Source organism: Streptomyces rishiriensis (genome assembly GCF_030815485.1).
Taxonomy (GTDB): Bacteria; Actinomycetota; Actinomycetes; order Streptomycetales; family Streptomycetaceae; genus Streptomyces; species Streptomyces rishiriensis_A.
The window spans coordinates 8,292,594-8,318,861 of record NZ_JAUSWV010000002.1; the positions used below are offsets into that span (position 1 = coordinate 8,292,594).

Below are 26,268 nucleotides of genomic sequence, written 5' to 3' on the forward strand. Positions count from 1 at the left end.
ATCGCCCAGGGGCGCACCCCCATCAAGATGGGCACCTGCCCATCTTAGCGCGAGGCAGCAACTACGTCGCCGACGGAACCGAGCGGAACCCGGCGGTAGCCTGAATCCGGCCCGCCCCCGATGCGTCCGTGGCTGGTCGTGACCGACGGAGCAGCGCCATGCGCCGATGCGGTCGTCTCGGACGGAACTGACGGGCGCGCGAGCCATCAGCCGGAACCGTCGGGCATGATGCCGGGACTCACCCGGGAACGATACCGGCGGCGACCGCCAAGCCGACCAGGTGGGACTTGGTGCTGGCCCCGACACGTCGCCGCGCCTCGGTCAGGTGCTCGTCCACGGTCGTCTTGGAAATGCCGAGTCGTCGGGCGGTCTCCTTCGCGGTCAGACCCAGCGCCGCGAGCCGGACCACCTCGGTCTGTCTCGGAGTGAGCGCGTTGGTGACAGCTGAGATGTCCGGTTGCAGGGCGGCCATTCCGGTCCTCTCTGGTGCTCGAGCTCGATCACATGGCTCAACAGGGGGTGCCCCCACGATCCGACTCCCGGCCGCGGCTCACACGGCGGGCTCCTGCGCCGGGCGCGACGACGTCGGTGGCCGGTGTCTTGGTCATCGACCGCGCCGAAGCCGGAGCGTCGACGACCGCGGCTGCGAACCGTTCGGAATTCCTTGGGTGGTGCGCTGCTCATCCTCCTCGGCGTCACGCGACGCCGGCTCACTGCGTTCGTCGCCCCCCTTGCCGACCGGGTGGCGACCGTCGCGGACCGGCCTTCGGCCCGTTGCCGGCCGCCGGGGTTCGCTCCCGCTGACGGAGGTGGGTCGAGTCCTTCGGTTCGGTCAGGGACGACGGAAGGGCGTGGGCGAAGCCGACGAGGAGGTGTCCCAGCACTCTCGTCCACCGCCGGTGTCGTATGCGTCCGGAACGTCCGAGGGCGCCTGCGGGCGGAGTCGGCGTCTCACCGCGCGCGGGCAGGACGCGTCGATCGCCCGGAGGTCGAGAGCGTCGGCGTTGCCGTGCGCGAGCGGGGAGACGCCGTGCGCGGAGCGGACGCGGGCGACGCCTTCCGGCCCACCCGTCTCGCATTCGCCGAACCCCTTTTCCCGGCGCCGGCGGCCGGCCGTGACGCTCTGACCGTCGGCCGATTCCTCTGCGGACGCAGACCGGTGATCCGTGGGTCGCACGTCCCCGTTGGAGACGGGTGGTTGACCGCTGAGGTCGGCTCCAGAAGCGGGTGGCCTCCCATGGCTGACTCCCCCAGGTCGGTGATGGACGTCCGACCAGTGTGAACGGAGAACCTAAAGCAGTTCTTGCGCGATCCTTGCGCCGACCCGAGCTGCGCAGCGGCCGGTCTGCGTCTTCTCAGGAGGCATTCGTCGTCGCCGGGGACGGTGGTGCGTGGCGTAGAAGTCCTCGGTGGGAGGGGGACGAGGATGGACCAGGCTCGACCGGGCGCGGTACGGAGGTTGTCGACCACGCCTCCGGCACGTCGCTTCGGTGCGTGAGGCAGACCTGCGTAAGGCTGAGCCTAGATTGGCTTTAGCCGCGCAGGCCACACTTGCCGAACCGGTAGGTGCGGAGCGCCTGCGGAGTGGGAGAGCTCCCTGGCCGAGAGCTCTCCAGGTCAGTGCGCACCCGTGAATCGAGTGCTCCAGGGCTGTGACGAGGGCTGCACGCCGGGTCCGCGGCGGAGTGCGTCGTGAACGCCGTGGGCGGCGCGGTCCGGAAGGCGACAGGCGGGGCCCGCGCCCGTCTGGAGGCGGCGTCGAGATCCTCCGGCACGGAGCCGTCGCGGTCCGCGGGTTCGCCGTGCCGGTGCCCACGTACCGTGCCGCTCCGGCCGCGTGCGGGAGAGGAAGCCCGTACAGGCGAACCGTTCGGGCACCCCGCACCCGTCCCGCCGAATGACCTGCACCCGGAACGACCCACGGCAAGGCGAGGAGAACACATGAGTGACCGGGTCGCGCACATCCTCGACGAGGTACGTCGATACCACCAAGACACCCAGGACGGACGGGGGTTCGTCCCCGGCGTCACGGAGATCTGGCCGTCCGGGGCCGTGCTCGACGACGAGGACAGGGCGGCCCTGGTCGAAGCAGCCCTGACCTTGCGGATCGCGGCGGGCAGGTCGGCCCGGAAGTTCGAGTCGGCCTTCGCCCGGCGAATGCGGCAGCGCAAGGCGCATCTGACCAACTCCGGTTCCTCGGCGAACCTCCTCGCGGTCACCGCCCTCACGTCACCGCAGCTCGAGCAGCGCAGGCTCGTTCCGGGCGACGAGGTGATCACGGTGGCGGCGGGCTTCCCCACGACCGTCAATCCCATCCTGCAGAACGGCCTCGTCCCGGTCTTCGTGGACATCGACCTGCACACGTACAACACCACCGCGGAGCGCGTCGAGAAGGCCATCGGGCCCCGCACCCGGGCGATCATGATCGCGCACGCCCTCGGTAACCCCTTCGAGATCGCGGAGGTGGCACAACTCGCCGAAGAGCGCGATCTCCTGCTGATCGAGGACACATGCGACGCGGTCGGCAGCACCTACAAGGGACAGCTCGTGGGGACCTTCGGCGACCTCGCCACAGTCAGCTTCTACCCGGCCCATCACCTCACCATGGGCGAGGGCGGCTGTGTGCTCACTTCGAACCTGGCCCTGGCGCGGATCGTGGAGTCGCTACGGGACTGGGGCAGGGACTGCTGGTGCGAGCCGGGGGAGAGCAACACCTGCCACAAGCGGTTCGACTACCAGATGGGGACGCTGCCGGCCGGTTACGACCACAAGTACATCTTCTCCCACGTGGGCTACAACCTGAAGGCAACCGATCTCCAGGCGGCCCTCGGCCTGAGCCAGTTGGACAAGCTCGACGACTTCTGCGCGGCGCGGCGGCGCAACTGGGGGCGGCTGCGCACCGGTCTGGCGGAGGTTCCGTGGCTACTGCTGCCGGAACCCACGCCGGGCAGCGACCCGAGCTGGTTCGGCTTCGTCATCACCGTCGATCCCGAGGCGCCCTTCAAGCGCGCGGAGCTCGTGGACTTCCTGGAGAACCGCAAGATCGGCACGCGCAGGCTCTTCGCCGGCAACCTGACGCGCCACCCCGCCTACGTCGACCGGGAGTTCCGCGTCTCCGGCGAGCTGTCCAACAGCGACATCGTCACCGAGCACACCTTCTGGGTCGGCGTCTACCCCGGCCTCACCGAGGAGATGATCGACTACGTCACAGCCTCCGTCACCGAGTTCGTGGGGACCCACCGGTGACCGCGCGCGGCGACACGCGGGCGCGGCCGCCGCTCAAGGCCCGGCGGGCTGCCGCGCTGCCCGACCGTGTCGCCCGGTCCGCGGCCGCGTCGGCCGGCGAGAGCGCGGACGGGATCCGCAAGTGGCTCCGACAGCGCCGCGAACAGGCCTCGTTCGCCGTGGACCGCATCCCCTTCGAGGCGCTCGAGGACTGGTCGTTCGCCCCGGGGACCGGAAACCTCGTACACCGCAGCGGCCGGTTCTTCACCGTGGAGGGGCTGCACGCCGTCATCGGGGAGCACCCCGATCAAGAAGAGTGGCAACAGCCTGTCATCGTCCAGTCGGAGGTCGGGATCCTGGGCATCCTCGCCCGGGAGTTCGATGGAGTCCTGCACTTCCTGATGCAGGCCAAGATGGAGCCGGGCAACCCCGAGCTGCTGCAGCTCTCACCGACCGTGCAGGCCACGTACAGCAATTACACCAAGGTCCACCAAGGCGCGTCCGTCCGCTACCTGGAGTACTTCACCGACCCGTCCCGGGGCCGCGTCCATTCGGACGTCCTGCAGTCCGAGCACGGCGCCTGGTTCCACCGCAAGCGCAACCGCAACATGATCGTCGAGGCCACGGGCCCGGTACCTGAGCACGAGGACTTCCGCTGGCTCACGCTGCGCCAGATCCATGAGCTCCTGCGTCACGACAACACGGTCAACATGGACGCGCGTTCGGTCCTCGCCGGCCTTCCCGTGCGCAGCACGCCCTACGCACTGCACTCGGACACGGAGCTGCTGTCCTGGCTGGCCGTACGACGGGCCGCGACCCCCATCCGCAGCGAACGGATCCCGCTCGCCGGCGTATCGGGCTGGAAGCGCGGCGAATTCTCGATCGACCACGAGGACGGCCGCTACTTCCGTACCGTGGCCGTGTCGGTACGGGCGAGCAACCGCGAGGTCGGCCACTGGACCCAGCCGCTGATCGAACCACGCGGACAAGGGGTGGTCGCGTTCCTCACCCGCACGTTCCAGGGTGTGCCGCACGTGCTGGCCCGGGCCCGTGCCGAAGGCGGCTCCACCGATGTGGAACTGGGTCCCACGGTTCAGTGCCAGCCCGGGAACCACGCACACCTGCCCGCCGCGAACCGACCGCGCTTCCTCGACCTCGTCACAACGGCGCCCCCCTCGCGGATCCGCTACTCCGCTCTGCACTCCGAGGAAGGCGGCCGCTTCCTGGACTCGGTGAGCCGCTACCTCATCCTGGAAGCCGACGAGAGCGACGCACCGCTCGACGCGCCGCCGGGGTTCCAGTGGGTCTCGCGGGACCAGCTCGCCGCTCTCACCCGGTACAGCCACTATGTCAACGTCCAAGCGCGGACACTGCTGTTGTGCCTCAACGCGCTGGAGGACGGCGTGTGAGGCGTGCCTCGGGGAGGTCCCCGGTGCGCACCATGCCGGGGAAACCACAGGGCCGCGGGAGGGCGGACCCGAGACGGGCCGCCCTCTCACCGCGGATCGAGGATGACGCGGGCCAGCGGCTCATGGCCCGGGGCCACCGGTGAGCGGCTCCCACCAGGAGCGGTTGTCCCGGTACCAGGCGACGGTCTCGGCGAGCCCGGACTCGAAGTCGCGCCGGGGCCGGTAGCCGAGTTCGCTCCTGGCCTTGACGTCGAGGATCGAATACCGCCGGTCGTGCCCCTTGCGGTCCGTCACCTGACGCACCTGGTCCCAGGAGCCGCCACAGGCCTTGAGCAGCAGTTCCGTCAGCTCGCGGTTGCTCAGCTCGGTGCCGCCGCCGATGTTGTAGACCTCGCCGGGGCGTCCGCCGGTCCGTACCAGGTCCACGCCGCGGCAGTGGTCCTCGACGTGCAGCCATTCACGTACGTGCTCACCGTCGCCGTACAGCGGTACCGCCTCGCCCGCGAGCAGCCGACAGACGAACAGCGGAATGATCTTCTCGGGGTACTGCCTCGGCCCGTAGTTGTTGCTGCAGCGGGTCACCCGGACGTCCAGGCCGTGGGTGCGGTGGTACGAGAGGGCGATCAGGTCGGAGGCCGCCTTGGACGCCGCGTAGGGCGAGTTGGGACCGAGGGCGTCCATCTCGGTGAACCGGCCCGTCGCCAGGGATCCGTAGACCTCGTCGGTGGACACGTGCACGAACCGGTCGACTCCTCGACGCAGCGCCGCGTCGAGGAGCGTCTGAGTGCCGGTCACGTTGGTGCGTACGAACGCGTCCGCGCCGACGATGGACCGATCGACGTGAGACTCGGCGGCGAAGTGCACCACCTGGTCGGCACGGGACATGAGCCGGTCGACGAGTTCGGCGTCGCAGACGTCTCCCCGGACGAAGCTCAGACGCGGGTGCGTGAGGTCCAGGTTGTCGAGCCGGCCCGCGTAGGTGAGTCTGTCGAGCACGGTGACGTGGGACACCTCGCCGTCGCCGGCCGCGAGCACCGTCCGGACGTAAGCGGAACCGATGAAGCCGGCGGCCCCGGTGACCAGGAGACGCATCACTCCTCCAAGAGCTCGGCGGGTGTCGGGTTGAGCTGGTGGGCGAGGGCGCTCCTCATGACGTACTGGCCGTAGGGCGAACCGTCCATCTCGGCGCCCAGCCGGTAGCAGGCGTCCGCGTCGATGAGACCCATGTACATGGCGATCTCCTCGACACAGCCGAGACTTATGCCCTGGTGATGCTGTATGTCCCGGACGAACCTTCCCGCGTCGAGGAGGGATTCGTGGGTTCCGGCGTCGAGCCAGGTGACGCCCCGGCCGAGCCACACCAGATCGGCACGCCCCTCGGACAGGTACGCGCGCAGGACATCCGTGATCTCCAGTTCGCCGCGCGGGGAGGGCCGCAGGCCTCGTGCGATGTCCGTCACGGTGTCGTCGAAGAAGTACAGGCCCGGGATCGCGAGGTTGGAACGCGGCTGCTCCGGTTTCTCCTCGATGGAGATGAGCCGTCCCTTCGCGTCGATCTCGGCGACGCCGAAGTGCTGGGGCTCGGCGACCTGGTGGCCGAAGAGGACACATCCGCGCAGCTTCCGCACGGTTCTGCGCAGCATGGAGGGCAGCTTGGCGCCGTGGAAGAGGTTGTCACCCAGGATCAGGGCACAGTCTTCGCCCTCGATGTGCGGGGCGCCGACGAGGAAGGCGTCGGCGATTCCCCGTGGCTCTTCCTGGGGCGCGTAGTCGATGCGCATGCCCAGTCTGCTGCCGTCCCCGAACAACCTGCGGAACAGGTCGAGTTCCCCGGGCCGAGCGATGATGAGGACGTCGTCGATGCCCGTGAGCATGAGCACGGACAGCGGGTAATAGACCATGGGTTTGTCGTAGACCGGAGCGAGCTGCTTGGACCCCACGAGGGTGAGGGGCTGCAGCCGGGTCCCGTTGCCGCCTGCCAGGAGGATGCCCTTCACCGGACCGGCTCCCCACGACAGCGGCCTGCGACCGTTCGGCGCGCCGCTCGGGTCACCGGGCGGAGCACGGCTCCCTTTCCCTCCACGACGTCCGGCAGCTCACCCATCACTCGGCTTCCGCGGGTTCTTGTAGAGGGCCTGCCAGAGGTAGCTCCAGGGAAGAGCGCGGCTGTCACCGACGCAGTCCCAGGCGTCGCCCGGCCGGTATCCTTCGATGAAGGCGGGGACCGCGGCTTGCACCGCCTGGCTGTCGTGGATGTCCAGCAACTGCCGGAGGGGTCCGTTCTCCAGCGCCATCTCCACGGCCTCCTGGCCCTGCAGGTAGCCGTCCAGGCTCTTGTCGATGTACTTGCCCACCGGATTCTTGACGTAGAAGGCCGAGCAGGTCTCGTTGATCAGGTCGAGATAGGCCCGGACGGTCTCCGGACTCATCTCGGTCATCGAGTGGATGTTGATGCACAGGTCGAACCGCTCGGACCTCAGGGAGTCGTCCTGCAGGCTGTCGACCTCGATGAAATCGATCAGCTTGAAGCGGGGCTCGTCCAGGACCTGACGGAGGTAGGCCTTGCTCAGCCGCAGCGTGTTCTTGAGGTCGACGATGCAGTAGCCGGAGATGTCGTGGTTGGACATGATCATGTGGCATGTGCGCCCGTAGCCGGCGCCGATCTCCAGGATCCTGGCGCCGCTCAGGTCGATCTCGCGTTCGATGAAACCGACTTCGTACGTCGCCTGCAGGTAGTCCATGCACAGCGTCTCGCCGCCGCACCGCACCGTGGTGGGGTCGCCGATCTCCCGGTTGGGGGTTCGCCTGATCCTCGCCAGCTCCGCCGGGCTCAGTTCCATGCCGAGGTGGTAGGCCAGTGTCTTGAGATACCGCACCCCGTTCGTCGTCGGGTCCCAGAGGGAGAGCTTGAAATTCCTCGGGTCGGACTTGAGATTCGTCAGGTCGACGGCCGCGTCCTCGGTGATGTAGCGGTTCTGTATGCGCTCCCACTGGCGGCTGGCTCGGAAGATGTGGTCCATTTCGCTCCATCCTGGTGATGATCCGGTCCGGTCGAGGTGTGGACGGACGTCCTTGCCTGCGGCCTCTCCGCGTCACTGGGGTGCGGTGGTGCGCTCCCTTGGCTGCGGTTCCGTCCGTGCGGTTCCGAACGCCTCGCGGAGCAGGTCGGCGAAGGGCTCGGGTTGTTCCTGGAAGCCGGTGTGTCCCGCGGGGAAGGCGGCCAGCGGGGTGTCCAGCAGTTCGGCGAGCGCCGTCGCGGTGCGGTGGTAGAGCTGCCCCTGGGAGGTCGTGCCCCCTCCCACGACGACGGGGACGGACGCTGTCCGGAGCGCGTCGAGGTCGGGGCGGTAGCGCGTGGTGGGCTGGAGTATGTATCCGAAGAAGCGGTCGAGGATGGCCCGGACGTCCTTCGGCGGGGTGTACAGCGCGCGGGTCGACGCCTGTCCGACGGGGGGCGGCGGGGCGAAGCCGACGCCGGACAGAGCCGAGTACTTGCGCAGGGCCACGTCCCGATGGCCGGCGGTGTAGTCCTTGCAGAGATCGTCGATCGTGGTGCGCACCTGCTGACCGTCCGGCAGGAGCTCGGTCACCGGGGGTTCGTGGGCCACCAGGGTGCGTACGGCGTCCGGATGCCGGGCGACCAGGGCCAGACCGGTGGTGGCTCCGCCGCTGTTGCCGAACACGTGCGCCGGTCCGGCGTCCAGCGCCGCTATCAGCTGCTGGACGTCATCCGCGATCAGCTCGGGCGTCGCCTTCTGGCCAGGATCGCTGATGGTGCTGCGCAGGATGCCGCGAGGATCGTAGGTCACGACGGTGAAGTCCGCGGCGAGCAGCGACGCGAGGGCCGTGAACCCCCTGCTGCCCATGGGGGAGCCGATCATCAGCAGCAAGGGGCCGGAGCCACGGATGTCGTAGCACAGACGAGCCCCCGGCACGTCCAGGGTATGCGTCGTGGGGCCGACGTCGGCCATGTCCGGTTCTCCCTCACCAGTGGTCGCAGCGGATTTCGGTGCTCCCGGCCTCATCGGAGCACCCTGGCGGCGGTACGCGGCCTTTCGCAGGAGGTCAGCCGGGCGCCGCCGTCGGCCGAGCCCATCAGTACGCTTCCTTCGCGTTCACCCAGTCCGGTACGTACCGCTGGCCCGGCACGGGTCGGTAGTGGTCCCACCGGGGTTCGCTCCCCGAGGGGGTGTCGCCGAGCACCACGACGCGCAGGCCCCGGCGATGTTCGGAATAGTCGTCGACCGCGTAGTGCTGCGTGACCCTGTTGTCCCAGATCGCCACGTCGCCCGGCGCCCACTGATAGCGGCAGACGAACTCGGGGGAGGTGGAGAAGCGATGGAGGTACTGCAGCAGCGAGTCGCTCTCGTTCCGGCTCAGTTGCGCGATGTGCGAGGTGTGGGCCCGGTTGACGAACAGGGCCCGGCGGCCCGTCTCCGGGTGGACCCGCACGACGGGGTGCTCGGCCAGGCTGTCCAGCCCCGGGATGTGGATGGAGTGGACGGCGGTGAGGCCGTCGAGCAGGTCGCGGAGCGGCGCGGACAGCCCCTCGTACGCCAGATACTGGTTCGACCACATCGTGTCGCCGCCCTGCGGCGGGCTGTCGACGATCTGCAGGACGGTCCCGATGGGCGGGTTCGGGGCGTACGTCATGTCGGTGTGCCAGATCGGGATCTTGCCGTTCTGCTCCGAGTCGATGATCTGGATCTGAGGATGCCCGTCCAGATGGGGCAGATAGGCGTGCTCCTCCAGCTCGCCGAACCTGCGGCCGAAGGCGATGCGCGACTCCGGCGACCAGCCCTCCTGCCCCGGGATGAAGATCACCAGGTGTTCCAGCAGCAGCCGGCGCAGTTCGGCGAACTCCGCGTCGGTGATGTCCTCCAGCCGTACGCCGTGAATCTCGGCTCCCAGCGCACTGGTGAGCGGCCGGACCTCGAATGCCGTGGTGAAGGTGTCTGACACTTTTCCATCCTTCTGTCCGTTGACTGTGCCTACCCGCGTCCCGCTCCCGCTCCGGTGCCCGGGAGATCGCGGGGCGCGAACGACCGCGCTCGCAGGTCCGGCACGACCCCCAACTGCACGAGCCGGTCGAACCTGCCGAGCGGGCGCATGCCGAGGCCCGACATGTTGTACGTGGTCAGGTAGCTCAGGCGGCTGCTTCTCGCGGTGCCCCGCATGAGCCGCCGGCCCATGACCCTGCCGCCGCGTGAGGTGCTGGTCATCATGCGCGCCGCGTTGTGGCTCATCGTGTGCACGGCCCGGATCCTGGCCATCCGATCGTCCTCGTAGCCGCGCAGCGCCCTGTCGACGGCGGCGTCGTCGGCGAGGTCGACGGCCGCGAGCCGGGCCGCCAGGCCCTTCGCCTCGTCGATCGAGGTGTTCATCCCCTGGGCCGCCAGGGGATGCACGACGTGTGCCGCCTCCCCGAGCAGGACGATGCCGGGCCGGACGAGCGACGGGGCCCGGTAGCGCCAGACCGGAAGCAACTGCCTGCGTTCCAGGTTCCCTTCGAGCAGCTTGGCGATCGGGTCCAGCGCGGGCACCTGGTCGACGAGCCCCTCGCACCATCGCCGCAGCTCGGCCGGGCCGGCCTGGCGGAGCTCGTCCGCCCTCACCTGGACGTAGACCCGGATCCGCGCATCCGGCAGCGGGTAGACCATGACCAGGCCGCGGTCCGTGACGTGGGCGGACACCTCGTCGTCCACCGGCAGGGTGCCGGACAGCTCGAAGGACAGCAGCCGGTGGTCGTACGCCACGGGTTCGGCGTCGATCCCCGCGAGCCTGCGCAGGCGTGAGGACATGCCGTCGGCCGCCACGACGAGCCGGGCCCTGATGTCGACGGCCGTGCCGCCGATCATGGCGCGCACCCCGCAGATCCGGCCCCCCGCGCGGGTGCCGAGGTCCTTGATCAGGACGCCACGGCGCAGGCTCACCGTCGGGCCGAGCGACTCGGCCATGCACTCCAGGATCGTCGAGTAGTCGTGGGCGAGCATCCAGGGCCGTTCGCCGCCGAGAGCCGCGAAGTCCATGGCCATCAGCTCCTCCCCGTCGGCGGTGCGGGCGACGAGGCGGCTCAGCCGAATCGCCTGTCTGGCCTCGAGGCGGCCGAGCGCGCCCCACGCGTGCAGGGAGTCCAGGGATCCGGGCTGGAGCACCTCGCCCTTCCAGAGCGAGGGCTGGGTCGGCCGCTTGTCCGCCAGGATCACCTTCAGGCCCAGCCGGCCGAGGGCGCAGGCCGCCGCGAGCCCGGCGACCCCGGAGCCGCAGACCACCACGTCGGTGTCCACCGGGTGGTCAGTGCCGTGCCCGGCCGTCACCACGCCTCCCGCTCCGCCACCGGACCGGCGGTGAGCGCGCCGCGGTACGCGCCCAACGCCCGGAGCACCAGCCCGTTCCCGATCAGGCCGTCCACGTAGTAGGCCAGGCGCCGGATGTGCAGGCACACCGGGCTTGCCGGCCAGAGCCCGTCGTCCCCTTGCGCTGACATGAGCCACTCCGCCGCTCGCCGGAGCCGTTCGTCCTCCGCCGGCAGACCCGCGGCGAGCAGGCCGCGCAACGCCCAGGCGGTCTCCTCTACGGTGCCCCGCGAGGGATCGTCGCCGAGCGTGCCGGTCTGGCCCGGGCCCCATGAGCCGTCGGCCAACTGCGCCTTCAGGAGGGCCTCACGGGCACGCCGTGCCGCCGGGTGGTCGCCCACTCCGCCGCGTGCGAAGGCCACGAGCGCCGTGGCTGTCGCCGAGGTGAGGCCCCTGTACCACAGGCCCTCGTAGGTGCCGTCCGGCCGTTGGCAGGCGAGCAGCCAGTCCAGGGCTCTGACGATCCTGGGATCACCGCGGGACAGACCGCCGTCGAGCAGGGTCTCGACGCACTGCGCCGTCGTATAGGGGCAGGGGCCGTCGTTCGTGAGTGTGGTGTCCGGGACGAAGGTCCCCCACGAGCCTCTGCCGTCCTGCCGCGAGAGCAGCCAGTCCAGGCCGTGCCGCAGCCGCTCGGCCGGCTCTTCGTCGTCGGAGGGCGTGAGCGCGGCCAGAACGTTGGCGCTGTCCAGGAAGTTCGGCCACCCGCGGGGGCCTTCCCAACCCCAACCGCCGGGCGGCGCGTCGTAGATGGGGAACGCGTGGTCCTGTTGGCACCCGCGCAGCCAGTGCCGTGCCCGGACCAGCCGCGGATCGTGGGTGTAGCCGGTGTCCGCCAGGCCGCGGGCGACGTAGGACCCGCCGATCAGGTCGAGTCCCTGCATGATGTGCCATGAGCCGTCCGGCTGCACGTTCGACCGGAGGTAGTCGACGGTGTCGGCGATCATGCGTGCGGGGGCGTCGGCACGGCACAGGCCGATGCACACCACCGCGGTGAGCCAGTTGTCCCCGCCGTATCCGCCGCGGTCGTTCTCCCCGCGTTCCATCTGCCGGAGCAGGCGGAGCGCGGTCGGCCGGGCCAGCCGGTGCAGCAGCCGTCCGACGCCCCCCGGGGTGTCGTGGTGGGCCTGGATGAAGGCCATGGCCACGAAGGGCGCGGCCCGGAAGGAGAGTCGGGGCCGCCAGAGCCGCCGCGGCAGCAGAAGCAACTCCAGTGGGATACGCCGGGATCCGCGCATGTCCCGCAGACCCGCCAGGACGAGAAACGTCGTGGCCATGTGGACCATCCCCGGGTCGGCGAGCGACTCCACACCGCCGAGCGACTCGAGCAGCTCCAGCGCACGCCGCCAGGGCTCCTCGGCCGTCCGGGGAGCTGTCAGCCTCAGGGCCGCTGCCGTCACCACGGTGGGCACCAGCTGCGACGCGGCGCCGGGCACTCCGCCCCAGCCGCCGTCGGCGTTCTGGACGGACACCAGCCACGCCGTTCCCCGCTCGATCAGCTCGCGCGAGCGCTCGGGATCGGCGACGTGCAGGGCGACGACCGCGCCGGCGGTCCCCAGGACGGCGGTGGGGCGGCGGTTCGGCCAGAAACCCTCCGGACGCTGCGTCGCGAACAGCGCCTCCGCGGCGCGCGCGACCGATGCCTCGACTCGGCTGTCCACGTCTGAGCACAAAACGAACCGTCCTCCTTAGGGAAAGCGAGCCGGTGCGGTCGCCGTGTCCTCGCCGGGGGGCGCGGCGACGCCGTGCGGGAATTCGTACCGGGAGCGCATGGCCTGTTGGGTGCCGAGCGTGGCGGCGAGCATCGGGGCGAGGATCCCGAGCGTGACGAGGCCTCCGAGGCTCGGCACCAGGAACGCGGCGGCGAGCACCATTCGTTCGACGACCAGGACCTCGTGCGAACGCAGGGCGAGGTGTGCCGCGGGCTCGGGTCCGGACGCGTACAGCATGCCGAAGGCGCCGCCCCCGAGGCCGGCCGCGATCAGGAGCGTCACGAGGCCGCCCTCCCGGTCGCCCGGCATGGTGAGAAGCCCCGCAGCGGCCACGGAGACGGCCAGCGCGTAAAGTCCCGCCGCCGTCCGGACGGCCGTCCGCAGCCCGTGTCGGACCGGGAAGGTGGCGTATCCGCCCGCTCGGTCGCCGGAGACGTCGCGCAGCGTGCCGACGAGATTGGACGCGGCGTCGTGCGCCCAGAACACCGGCACGAACAGGAGGATCTCCACCGGCGGGTGGGCCGAGGCAGTCATCGCCCCGAAGACGAGCGCCCCGCCGGTCAACGATCCGCGGACGAGATTGCCCAGCAGCCCCTTGGCCTTGAAGAAGCCGTTGTAGGCCATCGCCCCGCCGATACCGGCGGCGGTCACGACGAGGGTGCGGTAGTTGACGACGGCCGCCGTGACGACGGCGGCCATGGCCAGCACCGTGCCGCACCAGACTGCCGTGCGGGGGCGGATCAGCCCCGACGGGATGGGCCGCTGAGGTTTGCTGATCGCGTCGAGCTCGCGGTCGAGGTAGTCGCCGAGGTAGTGCGCCGCGACCCAGACCAGGGTGGGCACGGCCCATGCCGCCGCCAGTTCGGGGGCGGCGTGCCCGTCGGTGGCGATGGCATGTCCGGCCAGGCCGACCAGGCCGACGTACCAAAGGGTGTAGGGGCGCCACGTGCGCACATGGGCCATGAGCGTCGTGGCGGATCGGCGCCCGCTCACCTCAGACACTCCTTCCGGACGGACGGTTCGTGAAGCCGCTGAGCCCCGCGCCGCCGTTGCCGGTCCGGTCGGGCGCCCACGGCCGGTCGGACGTCGCGCCGACGGTGTTGCGCAGGGTGCCGATTCCCGCTATCGACACCTCGACCCGATCGCCCACCGCCAGGGGACCCGAGCCTGTGGGGGTCCCGGTGAGGATCACGTCGCCGGGGACCAGCGACATGTGCCGGCTCACCACCGCGACGACCTCGCCCACCGGTGTGATGAGGCCGCCTGTGCTGCCGTCCTGCCGGGTCTCGTCATTCACGCGGCAGGTGATCCGCAGGTCCGCCGGGTCCACATCGGTGGCCAGCCACGGTCCCAGCGGGGTGAAGCTGTCGAAGTGCTTCGCCCAGACGGGCGGGTGCCCGTTCTGCTCCTCCGGGGCCCTGCGGGCGTACGCGGTGAGGTCGTTGGCGCAGGTGTATCCGGCCACGACCTCCGCTGCGCGCTCCGGTGGGACGCTCTTGCAGGCCGTCCCGATCACCACGGCCAGCTCGGCCTCGTGTCGCAGCTCCCAGTCGGCCCCCGGATGGCAGACCGCGGCTCCGTGGCCGACCACCGTCGACGGTGGCTTCAGCACGACGGCGCAGGAGGCGGGGTCCGCAGGGCGGCGCCCGGCGCCCACGGTCGCAGTCCCGTGCGACGCGTAGTTGAGCGCGACACACGCAATCTTGCTCGGCTCGGCGGGCGGCAGCAGCGTGACCTCGCCCATCGGGCGCGCTCCGCCGACGTCGTCGACCCAGCCCCGGGAGGGGCCGTCGTACCGTACGGGCACGACGAGATCACCGTCGTCGTCGTGCTCGACACGCCCGTATCCGCGCCGGCCGTGGTCGGCGAATCTGCAAATCAACACCTGTGTGCTCCCCGTTCACCAGTGCGGACGGTGGGTCCTACCAGGCGACCGGCAGCTCTTCGAGGCGGAGCGTGACGTGCCCGCCCCGCCAGCTCAGGCTCTCCGGTGGCACGGCGGGCCGCAGGTTCGGGAACCGCCGGAGGAGGGTCGAGAACGCCGTATGGAGCTCGAGCCGTGCCAGGGCCGCTCCCAGACAGTGGTGGGCGCCGTAGCCGAACGCGAGATGGGGGTTCGGCCCGCGTGTGATGTCGCAGCGTTCGCTGTCGGGGAAGACCGTCTCGTCGCGGTTGGCCGCGTTGATCGAGACCTGGACCAGATCCCCCTCGCGGATCTGCTGGCCTCCCAGCCGCACCGCCTCGGTCGCGATCTGCACCCGGTTGACATCGATGACGGGCTGGTAGCGCAGCAGCTCCTCGACCGCGGGGACGACGAGGTCAGGATCGGCGCGCAACTTGTCCAGCTGCTCCGGGTTGCGGAACAGCCGGAGCATCCCGGCGCTGATCGCGGTCTGGGTCGTCTCCAGACCGCCCGCGAGCACGACGACGGTGAGCGACAGCAGTTCCTCCAGGGAGAGCGCGTTGTCGCTGTCGTGAGCGTGGACCAGCCTGGTCAGGATGTCCGCGTCTGGCGCGAGCCCGTCGCCCCGCGCCGCACGCTTGACCGGCACCTGGCGCTCGATGTACGACGTCAGTTCCAGCCATGCCTTCTGATCGGGAGCGCCGTCGCCGATCGCGGTGATGCGGTCGCACCATCCGCTCAGCGTGTCGCGGTCTTCGACGGGGAAGCCGAGCAGCTCGCAGATGGCGAGGGCGGGCAGCGGAACGGCCAGGTGGGCGACGAGATCTGCCGGTGGCCCCTCCGCCTCCATGGCGTCGAGCAGGTCGTCGGTCCATGACTGGATGCGTGGCGTCATGGCCTCGATCCGCCGGACGGCGAACGCCCTGGACACCAGGGCGCGCAGTTCGGTGTGGGGGCGGCCGTCCATGTTCACCGACCGTGCGCTGCCCGGCTCCTGGCCGGACCGCCGGGCGCGTACACCCATGACGTCCCGGGTGAAGCTCCGGCCGTTCAGCACCGTCCGGACGTCCTCGTGCCGGGTCACCAGCCAGGCCTCCTGCCCGTCTGCCAGGAGCACCCGGGGGAGCGAATCCTGGCTGCGCAGTTCGACCAGTCGCGGATGCAGTTCGCCCGCGGAGTCCGCGGAACTCGGAAAATCAAGAACACGGTCCATTGTCGGGAATCCGATCTGGGTGGTCAGCGCGCAGGGCGTGCTTCGCCGCGTGCCCGGTACCGTGCGGTTCGCGGGAAAGGAAGTGGGTGAAGAAGAGGAGAGCCCTCATGGCTTCGCGAGGGCGGCTCACGCGACCTCGCAATGTGGAATCACCCTGGCAGCCGCTTCCTGCGACGACAATCCCCGATTAGTGGGGGAGGGCCCACCGGCGCGGGGGCCCATGACCTGGGCCCTCGCCTCGTTGGTGGCCCGCTGGAGCCGACGGACCCCGCACTTCTGCGCACGCTGGTCGCCTGCTACGCGGTCACCGGGCACGACCACGGACCAGTCACCGCCGGCGACGAGCCGTAGCGCGCACAGCGCGCTTATGAAGATCACGATGCACGGGTGGAGTAATAGCATGCGGATTCACGCCGTGGCCATCCCGACTTTTCGCAGTTGTCGTCGCTCGTGCCGTCCGACATCGTGGCCACTCGATTGTGGCGTCCTGCCGTACCGGCGACGTGTGGCCATGAGCTGCGTGAGGCCGTAATTGCTTGCGCCAGGCGGGTATTGGCCCTGGCTCACCACTCCCCGCCGAAAGTGATCCGCGTGTGAGTCGGCTCATCAAGACAGGTGGTAGAGGCCATGCCCGACACACGAGTGTCATTCTCCGAGGACGAACTTCCCCGACATCGCCGGGTGGCGGAGGGGTTCGGCGCGGACCCGGAACGCTACGACCGGACCAGGCCCCGCTACCCGGAAGCTCTGGTCGACCGAATCGTCGGGGCCGGCACCGGGCTCGATGTCGTCGACGTCGGCTGCGGCACCGGCATCGCCGCCCGGCAGTTTCAGGCGGCCGGCTGCACGGTGCTCGGAGTGGAACCGGACACGCGGATGGCCGAGTTCGCGCGGCGGCGCGGGCTCGCGGTCGAGGTGTCGGCGTTCGAGGCCTGGGACCCGAACGGCCGGTCCTTCGACGCCGTCGTCTCCGGGCAGACCTGGCACTGGCTGGACGCGGTCGCCGGCGCCGTGAAGGCCGCGGAGGCGCTGCGGTCCGGTGGAGAGCTGGTGGTCTTCTGGAACGCGGAGATTCCGCCGCCCGAGGTGCTGCGGTCCTTCGGCGAGATCTACCGGAGGGTGTTGCCCGATTCTCTCGTCGCACGCCAGTGGACGACCAACGCCCTGGACGGCTACGCGATGTTGAGCGGCAACGCGGCCGACGGAGTGCGCAAGGCCGGTGCTTTCGGCACTCCGACGGAGTGGCGATTCAGCTGGGAGAAGTCCTACACCCGGGACGAGTGGCTGGATCAGATGCCCACCCACGGTGACCTCGGCCAGCACCCTTCGACCCAGGTGACGCAGGTACAAGAGGGCATCGGTGCCGCCATCGACGCGATGGGGGGCAGCTTCACCATGGGCTACACCACGGTCGCGATGAGCGCGGTGCGAACGTCCACTTGAGCGCGTGCCCCGCGGAGGAAGAACAACGGCGGCAACGACGGCGAGCGGGCGGAGACCGTCAGGAGCCGACCGCCGCGGTGGGACGTACCGAGCGACGCGTGGCGTCGGCTGTCGTCCACCTACGGCGGTGCGTTCGACGGCATCCCCCGAGGACGGTGCCCCTGGTGTCCGTCGCCTCCATGACCGAGACCGGCCACCGCCGACCACCGATCGGAAAGGGATGACCGAGATGACGGCTACCGAGCGAGGGACCAGGCTGGCCGACCAGTCCGCCGATGCCGGGACGATGCTCGCCTGGTTCCGGCGGATGCGGGAGAGCGAACCCGTCAGCCATGACGGGGAAGCCGGTGTATGGCACGTCTTCCGTCACAGCGACGTGGAGCGGATCCTTGCCGACCCGGGCACCTTCTCCTCCGACTTCAGTTCGTTCATGCCGGCGCAGGAAGACGTCGACCGCTTCATCAAGGGCAACCTTCTGCGGAAGGACCCGCCCCAGCACCGCAAGCTGCGCACCTTGGTGAGCAAGGCCTTCACCCCGGGTGTGGTCGCCCGGCTCGCGCCCCGCATCGAGGCGATCACCGACGAACTGCTGGACGCGAAGGCCGGCGCGGAAGAGATCGAACTGGTCTCGGATCTGGCGTCCCCCCTTCCGGTGACCGTGATCGCCGAACTCCTGGGCATCCCGGCCGAGGACCGCCCGATGTTCGGGCGGTGGGCCGACTCCCTGGTCGCACCGGAGAGCCAGACGAGTTTCATACCGAACGAGGAACGCACGAAGTCCATGGCGATCGTCATGCGTGAGATGAACGCCTACTGCCTGGAGCACATTCGCGGTCGGCGGGCCAGACCGAGGGAGGACCTGGTCAGCGAGCTCGTGGCGGCGGAGGTGGACGGTCAGCGGCTGGACGACGACGAGATCATCGGGTTCGTGGGGCTCCTGCTGCTCGCCGGACACATCACGACCACGGCGCTGCTGACCAATGTCGTCCTGTGTCTGGACGAGTATCCCGAGGTCGCCGCGGCACTGCGCGCGGACACTGCCGGGCTGCCCGGCGCCATGGAAGAGGTACTGCGTTTCCGTACACCGTTGGCTCCGAGCATGCGCAGGACGACGAGAGACGTCCGGGTCGGTGAACTCACGGTACCGGCGGGCCAGATCGTTCTCGCGTGGCTGGCCTCGGCCAACCGGGACGAGAGGCGCTTCCCCGCGCCGGACAGCTTCGACATCCGTCGCGCACCCAATCCCCACCTGAGCCTCGGGCACGGGATCCACTTCTGCCTGGGAGCACCACTCGCCCGTCTGGAGGTAAGGATCGCCCTGGAGAAGATGCTCGGCCGCTGGAGCGAGATGTCGGTGGGAGAGGGCGTCGAGTACCACGACGCGCGAGGAATCGTCGGGGCCAAACGGCTCCCGCTTCAGCTGCAATGGACCTGACGGCTGCATCCGATCGGGATGACGAAAAGACCGAACGGGGCGATCGACTCGAGGTGATTTCCGACCGGGGTGGCCATGGCCTGACAACGGCCGTGCAATGCCCGAGGGGCGATCGGGGCCGACAGTCCCCCAGAAGTGGGGGTACTCCCTCACGAATGTGCGTGCGAGGATGCTGCGTACCCTCCGTCGCACAGAACGACAAGGGCGCGGGAGCCGGCGACTCGATCGCGGCATGACGCGAAGAATTCAGTCCCCTCAAGCGTCGATTCCCCTGCTGCACCGAGGAATTCTGACCAATCCGCTCATCGGGCCGAGGTTCTGTGAATATGGTCACGGAGAATGCAGACTCAGCATACGTTCTCGCTCGTCTCGACTCGCTCCTCAGAGAAGTCTGGGATCAACTGCCCGCCGACGTTCCGGTTCAGAGCGACGCATCGTTCCTCAGTCTGGGCGTCGACTCCCTCACGCTTGTTCTGCTGCTCGACAAGGTGGGCTCGGAGTTCCACATCGACTGGGAGACCGAGACGTCTCCGGGCGCCGCCAGCTCGCTGCGCTCGCTTTCGGACCTCGTGGTGCGAAGGAATTCTGACAACGCCGCTTGAACAGGGGGGAACCAGTGCGTACCCGGGGTACATACCTCGCCGGAGTCGGTGTGTTCCTGCCTGCGGCGCGGAACATCGAATCGGCAGTGGAGCAGGGGCTCGTACCGGCCGCCACGGCGGCGGAGTACGACCTGTCGGGGGTCGCGGTCGCGGGGCGGATCTCGGCGCCGGAGATGGCCCTGGCCGCCGCGCAGGAGGCACTCAAGGGCAGCGGGGTGAGCGCCGAGGACATCGGGCTGCTCCTGTACGCGGGCGTCTGGCATCAGGGCCCCGACGGCTGGGGTCCCCAGGCGTACCTGCAACGGCACCTGCTCGGCGACGACCTGCTCGCGGTCGAGGTCAGGAACGGCTGCAACGGAACGTTCAGTGCGCTGGAACTGGCAGCCGGGTACCTCAAGGCCTTCCCGGAGATCCCGGCAGCGCTGGTCACCGCGAGCGACAACTTCGGCACGCCACTGATCGACAGGTGGAACCCCGGCGAAGGGGTCGCCTACCTGGGCGACGGCGCCAGCGCCGTGGTGGTGAGCACCGCGCCGGGTTTCGCGGAGCTGAGCTCCCTGTGCTCGGCCACGTTCTCGGAGATGGAGGAGGCCCATCGAGGCGGGGAGCCGTTGTTCCCGCCCAACGCCACCACCGCCACCGCGCTGGACTACGGAGCCAGAAGTGCCGCCTTCCAGCGGAAGGCCGAAGAGGACGGATCGTGGGTGCGGCTGCTGCTGGGTCATCAGAGGCACAACGTCGAATGCACCGAGCGGGCACTGGAGGAGGCCGGTGTGACGGCCGGTGACATCAGGCACGTCCTGATCCACGGCATGCCGCGCCGGGCGGCCTCCTCCTATCTCAAGATCCTCGGTTTCTCCCTGGAACGCTCGACGTGGGACTTCAGCAGGACGGTCGGGCACCTCGGCGCGAGCGATCACCTGGCCGCGCTTCACCACCTGCTGGCGACGAACCGGCTCGAAGCCGGGGACCACGTGCTGCTGTGCGGCTTCTCCCCGGGAGTGACCTACAAGGCGGCAGTCGTCCGCATCCTCGGCACCGACCCGACACGGAACCGTGAGGCGCAGGCCAGTGGACTTTGACCTCACTGCGGAACAACGACGACGGGTCCGGCACATCCGCGACGCCGCCGGCCGTCTGCCCCGCCCGGAGCCGGGGGAGCCCGCCGGAAGGGACATCTGGCAGGCCGCGGGGGAGTGCGGGATCACGGGCCTGTGCCTGCCCGAGGAGCACGGCGGCGGCGGGTGCGGCGCGCTCGACACGGCTCTCGGCCTCGAGGCGTTCTGCGCGGGCGGCGCCGACACAGGGTTCGCCTTCGCCATCGCCGCACACCTGCTGGCCTGCGGCACCGCCCTGGCGGAGCACGCCCATGAGCCCGTGCGGGCCGACCTGCTGCACGGCCTGAGCTCCGGCAGGACGATCGCCGCCAACGCGATGACCGAGGACGAGGCCGGGTCGGACGTGGGCCGGCTCGCGACGACCGCGCTGCCCGACGGCGACTCCTACGTGATCAACGGGGTGAAGTCGTTCGTCAGCAACGGCCCCTTGGCGGACGTTCTCGTGACCTACGCCGTCACCGCGCCCGCTGCCGGATTTCTGGGACTGTCGGCCTTCGCCGTTCCCGCCGGCTCGCCCGGCCTCCGCATCGGCCCGCCCCTCGCCAAGGCGGGGCTGGACGGGTGCGCCGCCGCACGGGTGGAGTTCACCGAATGCAGGGTTCCCCGCGGATACCTGATGGGTGCGGAAGGTCAGGGCAGCGCCGTCTTCCAGGCTTCCATGACCTGGGAACGGGCCTGCCTGCCCGCGATCTATCTGGGCACGATGGAGGCCCAGCTGCACCGCTGCGTGACGCACGCCCGGGAACGACGCCAGTTCGGCAGACGCATCGGAGACTTCCAGGCGGTCTCCCACCGTCTGGCCACGATGAAACAGCGCCTGGAGAGCAGCCGCCTGCTGTTGTACCGGGCGTGCTGGCAGCTCGACCAGGGCAGCGCGGACGCCGGTGCGGCGGCGGCCCTCGCCAAGGTCGCCGTCGCGGAGAGCGCGGTCGCCAACGGCGTCGACGCGCTCCAGGTGTTCGGCGCGAAGGGATATCTGGCCGGGGAAGGGGTCGGCGACCGGCTGAGGGACGTCGTGCCGATGCACATCTTCTCGGGAACGACGGACATCCAGCGGGAGATCATCGCCAAGGGGATGGGCCTGTGAACAAGCCCGCCAACCTCCACCAGTTGCTGGCCGAAGCCGCGGCGCGTGCCCCGCAGGCCCTGGCTGTGGCGGGCCCCTGCGGCCCGGTGACCTATGCGGAACTCGACGCCCGCGCCGACGCCCTGGCCTGCGTCCTGGCCGGCCACGGCGTGGGCCGCGGCGACCGCGTCCTCGTGTGGAGTCCGAAGTCGGCGGACGCGCTCGCGGCCATGCAGGCGGTCCTGCGGCTCGGTGCCGCCTATGTCCCGGTCGACCCCCTCAGCCCCGTGGAGCGCGTCGCGACCATCGCCCGCGAGTCCGCGGCGCGAGCGCTGTGCGCCCCGGCCGAACTGCTCTCGCGCGTTCCCGGCGCACTTCGCCCCCTCCTGGCATGCGTCGACACCGCGCCCCAGGAAGGCGCCGCCGGGGCACCGGGCGGTGCCGGTACGCGCAAGGCGGCGAGTGCCCTCGTCGGCCGGGACGAGCCTGCGTACATCCTCTTCACGTCGGGTTCGACGGGAACGCCGAAGGGCGTGTCCATCAGCCACGGCAACGCCCTGGCCTTCGTCGAATGGGCCGTCGAGGAACTGTCGGCCGGCCCCGGGGACCGGTTCGCCAACCACGCCTCGTTCTCCTTCGACCTGTCAGTGCTGGACATCTACGCGGCGTTCGCGGTGGGCGCGTCAGTCTGTCCCGTGCCCAGCGAGTTCGCGTACGCCCCGAAACGCCTGGTCGAACTCCTGCACCAAGAGCGCATCACCGTCTGGTACTCCGTTCCTTCCGTGCTCGTCCTCATGCAGCGCGACGGCGGCCTGCTCGATCAGCCGCCGCCCGAGTCGCTGCGTGCGCTGCTGTTCGCGGGCGAGCCGTTCCCCGTCCGCCATGTCCGGGAACTCGCCGAATGGACCGACGCCCGGCTGCTCAACCTCTACGGTCCGACCGAGACGAACGTGTGCACGTACCACGAAGTCCGGCCCGAGGACCTCGACCGCGACGTTCCGGTCCCGATCGGCGCTGCCTGCAGCGGTGACCGCGTCTGGGCGGGCAGGCCCGACGGCCGGACGGCCGGCCCCGGCGAGGAGGGCGAGCTCATGGTCAGCGGCCCGACCGTCTTCCTCGGGTACTGGGGGCAGCCGGCGCAGGACGGTCCCTACGCCACCGGAGACCGGGTCAGGGTCCGGCCCGACGGTTCCTTCGACTACCTGGGGCGCGCCGACGGACAGGTCAAGGTCCGTGGCCACCGCATCGAACTGAGCGAGGTGTCCGCGGCACTGCACTCGCATCCGGAGGTGGCCGAAGCCGCGGTCACCGCCGTGGGGGACGGGCTGGACCGGTGTCTGGCCGCGTTCGTGACCCGGACCCCGGCCGGCACCCTCGGGAACATCGCGCTCAGGCGCCATCTGGCGCAGCGGCTTCCCCCGCAGATGATTCCCGACGACGTTCGCTTCGTCGAGAAGTTGCCCCGAAACGACCGAGGGAAGCTCGACCTCGCGGCCCTGGTCGCCGAACACCATTCAGGAGGGGTATCAGTGACAGCTACGCAGGAACGCGAAGAGATCGCAACGAAACTGCTCGCGTTCATCCGGGAGAGTTTCCTCTCCGGCGACCCTCAGGGAGAACTTGCCGGCGACACGCCACTGCTCGAACTGGGCGTCCTCAACTCGCTGAACACCGCGACATTGATCGCGCACATACACGAGCAGTTCGAGGTCAAGGTGGCCTGGCGCGACGTCACTCCGGAAACGTTCAAGAACATAGACAATCTCAGCGCGATGGTGCATGAGAGGCGGCTCTCCGCCCATGCATAAGCTGAAGTCCGATATGTTCCTTCTGCATGCTCCGAGCGTCTTCGACTTCCGTGAGCGTGACGATCTCCTCTTCGCCTATCTGAGCGACAGCGACAGTGTCAACGTCACGTCCGTCTACGAGATGTATCCGATCGGCTGGTTCTCGATCAAGCAGCATCTGGCGGAGAACGACGTGCAATGCGACATCGTCAATGTCGCGTCACTGATGCTGATGCATCCGGAAATCGACGTCGAAGCGCTGATCGGACGGCTCGAGGCACCGATCTTCGGGTTCGATCTGCACTGGATGACGCAGTGCTATGGCGCTGTCGAGCTGGCGAAGCTCGTCAAGCGGGTGCATCCGGAGGCACTGACCGTCTTCGGCGGCATCTCCGCGACCTACTACGCGGAGGAACTGTCCAGGTACGAAGCGGTGGACGTCGTCGTTCAGGGCTACGACACCCTCGAACCCGTTCGCCGCCTCACCGAGGAAGTGCTGAGGGGAAACCGGGACTTCCGCACGATCCCGAACCTTCTCTACACGTCCGGAGACGAAGTCGAGTCCACCGGATTCGACCACAAGCCCGCGACCAACTACAACGACGTCGCCAACAGTTGGTCGTACTACCAGAAAACGCCGGTGACGCCGCTCTCGAGCAAGCTCATCATGACGCTGCCGAACACCGGATGCGCCCACGACTGCGGCTGGTGCGGGGGCTCCCGCTTCGCCTACCGCAACATCATGGACGTCCGTAAGACCCTGGTGCAGAAGAACAACGACCTCATCATCGAAGAGCTCAGGACGATGGGAGAGGCGGCGAAGCACACCTCCATCTACGCCCTGCAGTGCTACTCCGAGAACAAGACCCGCATGCACAGCTACCTCGACGCCGTGCACGAGTTCGGTTACCGGAGCGTCTACTTCGAGCAGTTCAACCTGACGCCGGACGACACGTTGAAGAAGATGGGCGAATCCACCGACGCCTACATCCTGCTCTCGCCCGAGTCCCACGACCCCAGGATCAGCAAGGCGGCCGGCCGGGGCACGTTCACCATGGACGAGATGGAGCGGTGGATCCCGCGCGCGCTGGACGCCGGGATCAAGGGCGTCATGGTGTGGTTCTTCATCGGCATGCCGTACCAGGACCGACAGTCGGTCATGGACACGGTCGCCTACTCCGAGCGCTTGATACGCAAGTTCGGCGGCTGGCCCGCGCTTCCCCTCATCTGCCCGATGGTGCCGTTCCTCGACCCCGGATGCCGCTTCTTCGAGGAGCCCGATCAGCACGGATACCGGATCTTCCACCGCACGCTGGAGGAACACCGGCAGGCCATGATCGAACCGATCTGGTACCGCCGCCTCAACTACGAGACGCGGTGGCTCAGCCGACGCGACCTGCAGGACGTCTCCTACGAGGCGATCGCACGGCTCGTCAGCATCAAGGGCGAGTACGGCGTCCTGCGCGGCGAGTTCTGCGAGGCCGTACTGGAGACCATCGGCCAGACCCGGCGTCTGCTCGGGGAAATGGAACGCGCACTCACTCTGGACGGGAAGCTCCCCGCCTCCCTGCGGGACGAGATGCGCGCGTACAACCGCAAGATCCTCGCCTATTCCAGCGATCAGATCCTGCCCATGCCGCGTCCCTTCGGAGGGCGCTGGTTCGACGATGTCACCGTGCCCGCCGAGATGATCAGCGAGATATCGGGCCCGAGCACCTGGGCGGTGAGCAACCCGGCGTGACCACCTTCCCGGTGCCACCCCGCGACTGGACGACCTGACCGCCGGTGACCTGCGTGCCCCGACGGAAAGTACCTCCGATCCTGAGCATGAGACTTCCGAGGTGAGCTGTGCATGCCGAGACGGCAGTAACCCAAGATCTACCCGACTCCAGGCTTACGGACGCCGCCTCGAGGGCGATCCCACCGGAGATCGAGCGGGTGAACCGCATGGTGACCCCGATCCTCCACCAGGCGGTCACCCGGTTCGACGACCGGCTCCGGCCCATGATCGCCCACCATTTCGGATGGCCGGAGGCCGATCTTCCGACGGCGACCACCAGCGGCAAGATGGTGCGCGCCACGCTCACCGTCCTGACCGGTGAGTGCTTCACGGACGACGCCGAGGCGATCTCCCGCGTCGCGGCCGCAGGGGCCGCCGTGGAGATGATCCACAACTTCTCCCTCATCCATGACGACGTCATGGACGGTGACACCGAACGCCGCGGCCGCCCGGCCGTCTGGCACGAGTACGGAGTGCCCGCCGCCATCCTGGCGGGCGATCTGCTGCTGGCCCAGGCCCCGTTGATGCTGGACGGGTCCTCGGCCGCCGACCCGCGCGCGACGCGGCTGCTGGCGGAGGCCGTCACCCGGCTCGCCGCCGGACAGATGGCCGACCTCTCGCTGGAGGGCCGGCCCCAGACCAGCCCGGACGAGGCGCTCGCGGTCGCCGCGGACAAGACGGGGGCGCTGCTCGCCTGCGCCTGCGAGCTCGGGGCCCTGCTGGCCGGCGCCTCCGAGGAGGCGACGCGGCGGTTCAACCGGTTCGGTCTCCGGCTGGGCCTGGCGTTCCAGATAGCCGACGACATCCTGGGCATCTGGGGGGACCCCCGGCGCACCGGCAAGCCCGTCGGCTCCGACCTTCGCAGCAGGAAGGGCAGCTTCCCCGTGACGGCCGCCCTGGCCTCCGGTACGCCGGAGGCCGCCGAACTCGCCCGCTTCTACGCCGACGAGGGACCGGTGGGTGACGCCGAGGCGCGGCACGCGACCGACCTGGTCACCCGGGCCGGCGGCCGCACGAGCGCGGTGCGGGAGATCGAGCGGTTCGAGATGCTGGCCCGCGAGGAACTGAGCTCCGTACCGGGGCTGCCGGTGGACCGCGTGGCCGCCCTGCTGTCGCTCACCACCTACGTGTCCAACCGGAACCACTGATGAGCGGGATCGTCCGACGCCGGGCGGAACGCATGGAGGAGCCGGAGAACGAGGGCAGGGAAGGCGAAACG

Annotated in this window: 21 protein-coding genes; 10 read left to right on the forward strand and 11 right to left on the reverse strand. The window is 69.5% G+C overall.

Going from position 1 to position 26,268, the window contains the following annotated elements; translation table 11 throughout:
* Positions 1 to 238: 238 nt before the first annotated feature.
* Positions 239 to 472: a response regulator transcription factor gene (locus QF030_RS39075; RefSeq protein WP_307167303.1), complete on the reverse strand. Its 234-nt coding sequence runs from the start codon at positions 470 to 472 to the stop codon at positions 239 to 241.
* A 1,469-nt stretch (positions 473 to 1,941) separates the two neighbouring features.
* Here QF030_RS39075 and rfbH point away from each other — a divergent pair.
* Both rfbH and QF030_RS39085 read left to right on the forward strand, forming a co-directional pair.
* Entirely contained in the window at positions 1,942 to 3,246 is a 1,305-nt protein-coding gene (rfbH, locus tag QF030_RS39080) for a lipopolysaccharide biosynthesis protein RfbH (protein WP_307167304.1), read from the forward strand.
* Entirely contained in the window at positions 3,243 to 4,634 is a 1,392-nt protein-coding gene (locus QF030_RS39085; RefSeq protein WP_307167305.1) for an NDP-hexose 2,3-dehydratase family protein, read from the forward strand. The genes rfbH and QF030_RS39085 overlap by 4 nt, the downstream gene beginning before the upstream one ends.
* A 120-nt stretch (positions 4,635 to 4,754) precedes the next feature.
* On the opposite strand, the gene rfbB is transcribed toward QF030_RS39085, so the two are convergent.
* From rfbB to QF030_RS39135, 10 genes are all read right to left on the reverse strand, one after another.
* Positions 4,755 to 5,726, reverse strand: a complete 972-nt coding sequence (gene rfbB / locus QF030_RS39090; protein ID WP_307167306.1) for a dTDP-glucose 4,6-dehydratase — start codon at positions 5,724 to 5,726, stop codon at positions 4,755 to 4,757.
* A complete protein-coding gene (gene rfbA / locus QF030_RS39095) occupies positions 5,726 to 6,631 on the reverse strand; it encodes a glucose-1-phosphate thymidylyltransferase RfbA (RefSeq protein WP_307167307.1) in 906 nt (301 codons plus the stop codon). The genes rfbB and rfbA overlap by 1 nt, the downstream gene beginning before the upstream one ends.
* Positions 6,632 to 6,730: 99 nt before the next feature.
* Complete coding sequence (locus tag QF030_RS39100; RefSeq protein WP_307167308.1) at positions 6,731 to 7,654, reverse strand: putative sugar O-methyltransferase; 924 nt, start codon at positions 7,652 to 7,654, stop codon at positions 6,731 to 6,733.
* Positions 7,655 to 7,726: 72 nt separating this feature from the next.
* Positions 7,727 to 8,605, reverse strand: a complete 879-nt coding sequence (locus QF030_RS39105; protein ID WP_307167309.1) for an alpha/beta fold hydrolase — start codon at positions 8,603 to 8,605, stop codon at positions 7,727 to 7,729.
* Between the two features lie 124 nt (positions 8,606 to 8,729).
* The gene (locus QF030_RS39110; RefSeq protein WP_307167310.1) at positions 8,730 to 9,596 is read right to left on the reverse strand and encodes a TauD/TfdA dioxygenase family protein; all 867 of its coding nucleotides are present in this window, start codon (positions 9,594 to 9,596) and stop codon (positions 8,730 to 8,732) included.
* 29 nt (positions 9,597 to 9,625) lie between these two features.
* Complete coding sequence (locus tag QF030_RS39115) at positions 9,626 to 10,951, reverse strand: FAD-dependent oxidoreductase (protein ID WP_307167311.1); 1,326 nt, start codon at positions 10,949 to 10,951, stop codon at positions 9,626 to 9,628.
* Positions 10,948 to 12,651 carry a prenyltransferase/squalene oxidase repeat-containing protein gene (locus tag QF030_RS39120; RefSeq protein WP_307167312.1) on the reverse strand — a complete coding sequence of 568 codons (1,704 nt, stop codon included), beginning with the start codon at positions 12,649 to 12,651 and terminating at the stop codon, positions 10,948 to 10,950. The genes QF030_RS39115 and QF030_RS39120 overlap by 4 nt, the downstream gene beginning before the upstream one ends.
* 27 nt (positions 12,652 to 12,678) lie before the next feature.
* Positions 12,679 to 13,695 carry a UbiA family prenyltransferase gene (locus tag QF030_RS39125; RefSeq protein WP_307167313.1) on the reverse strand — a complete coding sequence of 339 codons (1,017 nt, stop codon included), beginning with the start codon at positions 13,693 to 13,695 and terminating at the stop codon, positions 12,679 to 12,681.
* Between the two features lies 1 nt (position 13,696).
* A complete protein-coding gene (locus tag QF030_RS39130; RefSeq protein WP_307167314.1) occupies positions 13,697 to 14,587 on the reverse strand; it encodes a fumarylacetoacetate hydrolase family protein in 891 nt (296 codons plus the stop codon).
* A 37-nt stretch (positions 14,588 to 14,624) separates the two neighbouring features.
* Positions 14,625 to 15,818, reverse strand: coding sequence for a cytochrome P450 (locus QF030_RS39135; protein WP_307167315.1), 1,194 nt, complete (start codon positions 15,816 to 15,818; stop codon positions 14,625 to 14,627).
* A gap of 627 nt (positions 15,819 to 16,445) precedes the next feature.
* On the opposite strand from QF030_RS39135, the gene QF030_RS39140 reads away from it, so the two are divergent.
* The 8 genes from QF030_RS39140 to QF030_RS39175 all read left to right on the forward strand — a co-directional run bounded on the left by QF030_RS39140 (position 16,446) and on the right by QF030_RS39175 (position 26,197).
* A complete protein-coding gene (locus tag QF030_RS39140; RefSeq protein WP_307167316.1) occupies positions 16,446 to 17,261 on the forward strand; it encodes a class I SAM-dependent methyltransferase in 816 nt (271 codons plus the stop codon).
* Between the two features lie 229 nt (positions 17,262 to 17,490).
* Complete coding sequence (locus QF030_RS39145) at positions 17,491 to 18,696, forward strand: cytochrome P450 (RefSeq protein ID WP_307167317.1); 1,206 nt, start codon at positions 17,491 to 17,493, stop codon at positions 18,694 to 18,696.
* Between the two features lie 326 nt (positions 18,697 to 19,022).
* Positions 19,023 to 19,298, forward strand: coding sequence for a phosphopantetheine-binding protein (locus tag QF030_RS39150; RefSeq protein WP_307167318.1), 276 nt, complete (start codon positions 19,023 to 19,025; stop codon positions 19,296 to 19,298).
* Positions 19,299 to 19,348: 50 nt separating this feature from the next.
* Complete coding sequence (locus QF030_RS39155) at positions 19,349 to 20,380, forward strand: ketoacyl-ACP synthase III family protein (RefSeq protein WP_307167319.1); 1,032 nt, start codon at positions 19,349 to 19,351, stop codon at positions 20,378 to 20,380.
* Entirely contained in the window at positions 20,370 to 21,503 is a 1,134-nt protein-coding gene (locus QF030_RS39160) for an acyl-CoA dehydrogenase family protein (protein WP_307167320.1), read from the forward strand. Before QF030_RS39155 ends, QF030_RS39160 begins: the two co-directional genes overlap by 11 nt.
* Entirely contained in the window at positions 21,500 to 23,290 is a 1,791-nt protein-coding gene (locus QF030_RS39165) for a non-ribosomal peptide synthetase (RefSeq protein WP_307167321.1), read from the forward strand. Before QF030_RS39160 ends, QF030_RS39165 begins: the two co-directional genes overlap by 4 nt.
* 13 nt (positions 23,291 to 23,303) lie before the next feature.
* Positions 23,304 to 25,010, forward strand: a complete 1,707-nt coding sequence (locus QF030_RS39170; protein ID WP_307167322.1) for a B12-binding domain-containing radical SAM protein — start codon at positions 23,304 to 23,306, stop codon at positions 25,008 to 25,010.
* 206 nt (positions 25,011 to 25,216) lie between these two features.
* A complete protein-coding gene (locus tag QF030_RS39175; protein WP_307167323.1) occupies positions 25,217 to 26,197 on the forward strand; it encodes a polyprenyl synthetase family protein in 981 nt (326 codons plus the stop codon).
* Positions 26,198 to 26,268: the final 71 nt, after the last annotated feature.

Excerpts from the sequence above, each read along its gene's own strand:
- QF030_RS39075 (WP_307167303.1), bottom strand. The coding sequence starts at position 472 with ATGGCCGCCCTGCAACCGGACATCTCAGCTGTCACCAACGCGCTCACT.
- rfbH (WP_307167304.1), top strand. The coding sequence starts at position 1,942 with ATGAGTGACCGGGTCGCGCACATCCTCGACGAGGTACGTCGATACCAC.
- rfbB (WP_307167306.1), bottom strand. The coding sequence starts at position 5,726 with ATGCGTCTCCTGGTCACCGGGGCCGCCGGCTTCATCGGTTCCGCTTAC.
- QF030_RS39100 (WP_307167308.1), bottom strand. The coding sequence starts at position 7,654 with ATGGACCACATCTTCCGAGCCAGCCGCCAGTGGGAGCGCATACAGAAC.
- QF030_RS39105 (WP_307167309.1), bottom strand. The coding sequence starts at position 8,605 with ATGGCCGACGTCGGCCCCACGACGCATACCCTGGACGTGCCGGGGGCT.
- QF030_RS39135 (WP_307167315.1), bottom strand. The coding sequence starts at position 15,818 with ATGGACCGTGTTCTTGATTTTCCGAGTTCCGCGGACTCCGCGGGCGAA.
- QF030_RS39140 (WP_307167316.1), top strand. The coding sequence starts at position 16,446 with ATGCCCGACACACGAGTGTCATTCTCCGAGGACGAACTTCCCCGACAT.
- QF030_RS39145 (WP_307167317.1), top strand. The coding sequence starts at position 17,491 with ATGACGGCTACCGAGCGAGGGACCAGGCTGGCCGACCAGTCCGCCGAT.
- QF030_RS39150 (WP_307167318.1), top strand. The coding sequence starts at position 19,023 with ATGGTCACGGAGAATGCAGACTCAGCATACGTTCTCGCTCGTCTCGAC.
- QF030_RS39170 (WP_307167322.1), top strand. The coding sequence starts at position 23,304 with ATGTTCCTTCTGCATGCTCCGAGCGTCTTCGACTTCCGTGAGCGTGAC.
- QF030_RS39175 (WP_307167323.1), top strand. The coding sequence starts at position 25,217 with ATGGTGACCCCGATCCTCCACCAGGCGGTCACCCGGTTCGACGACCGG.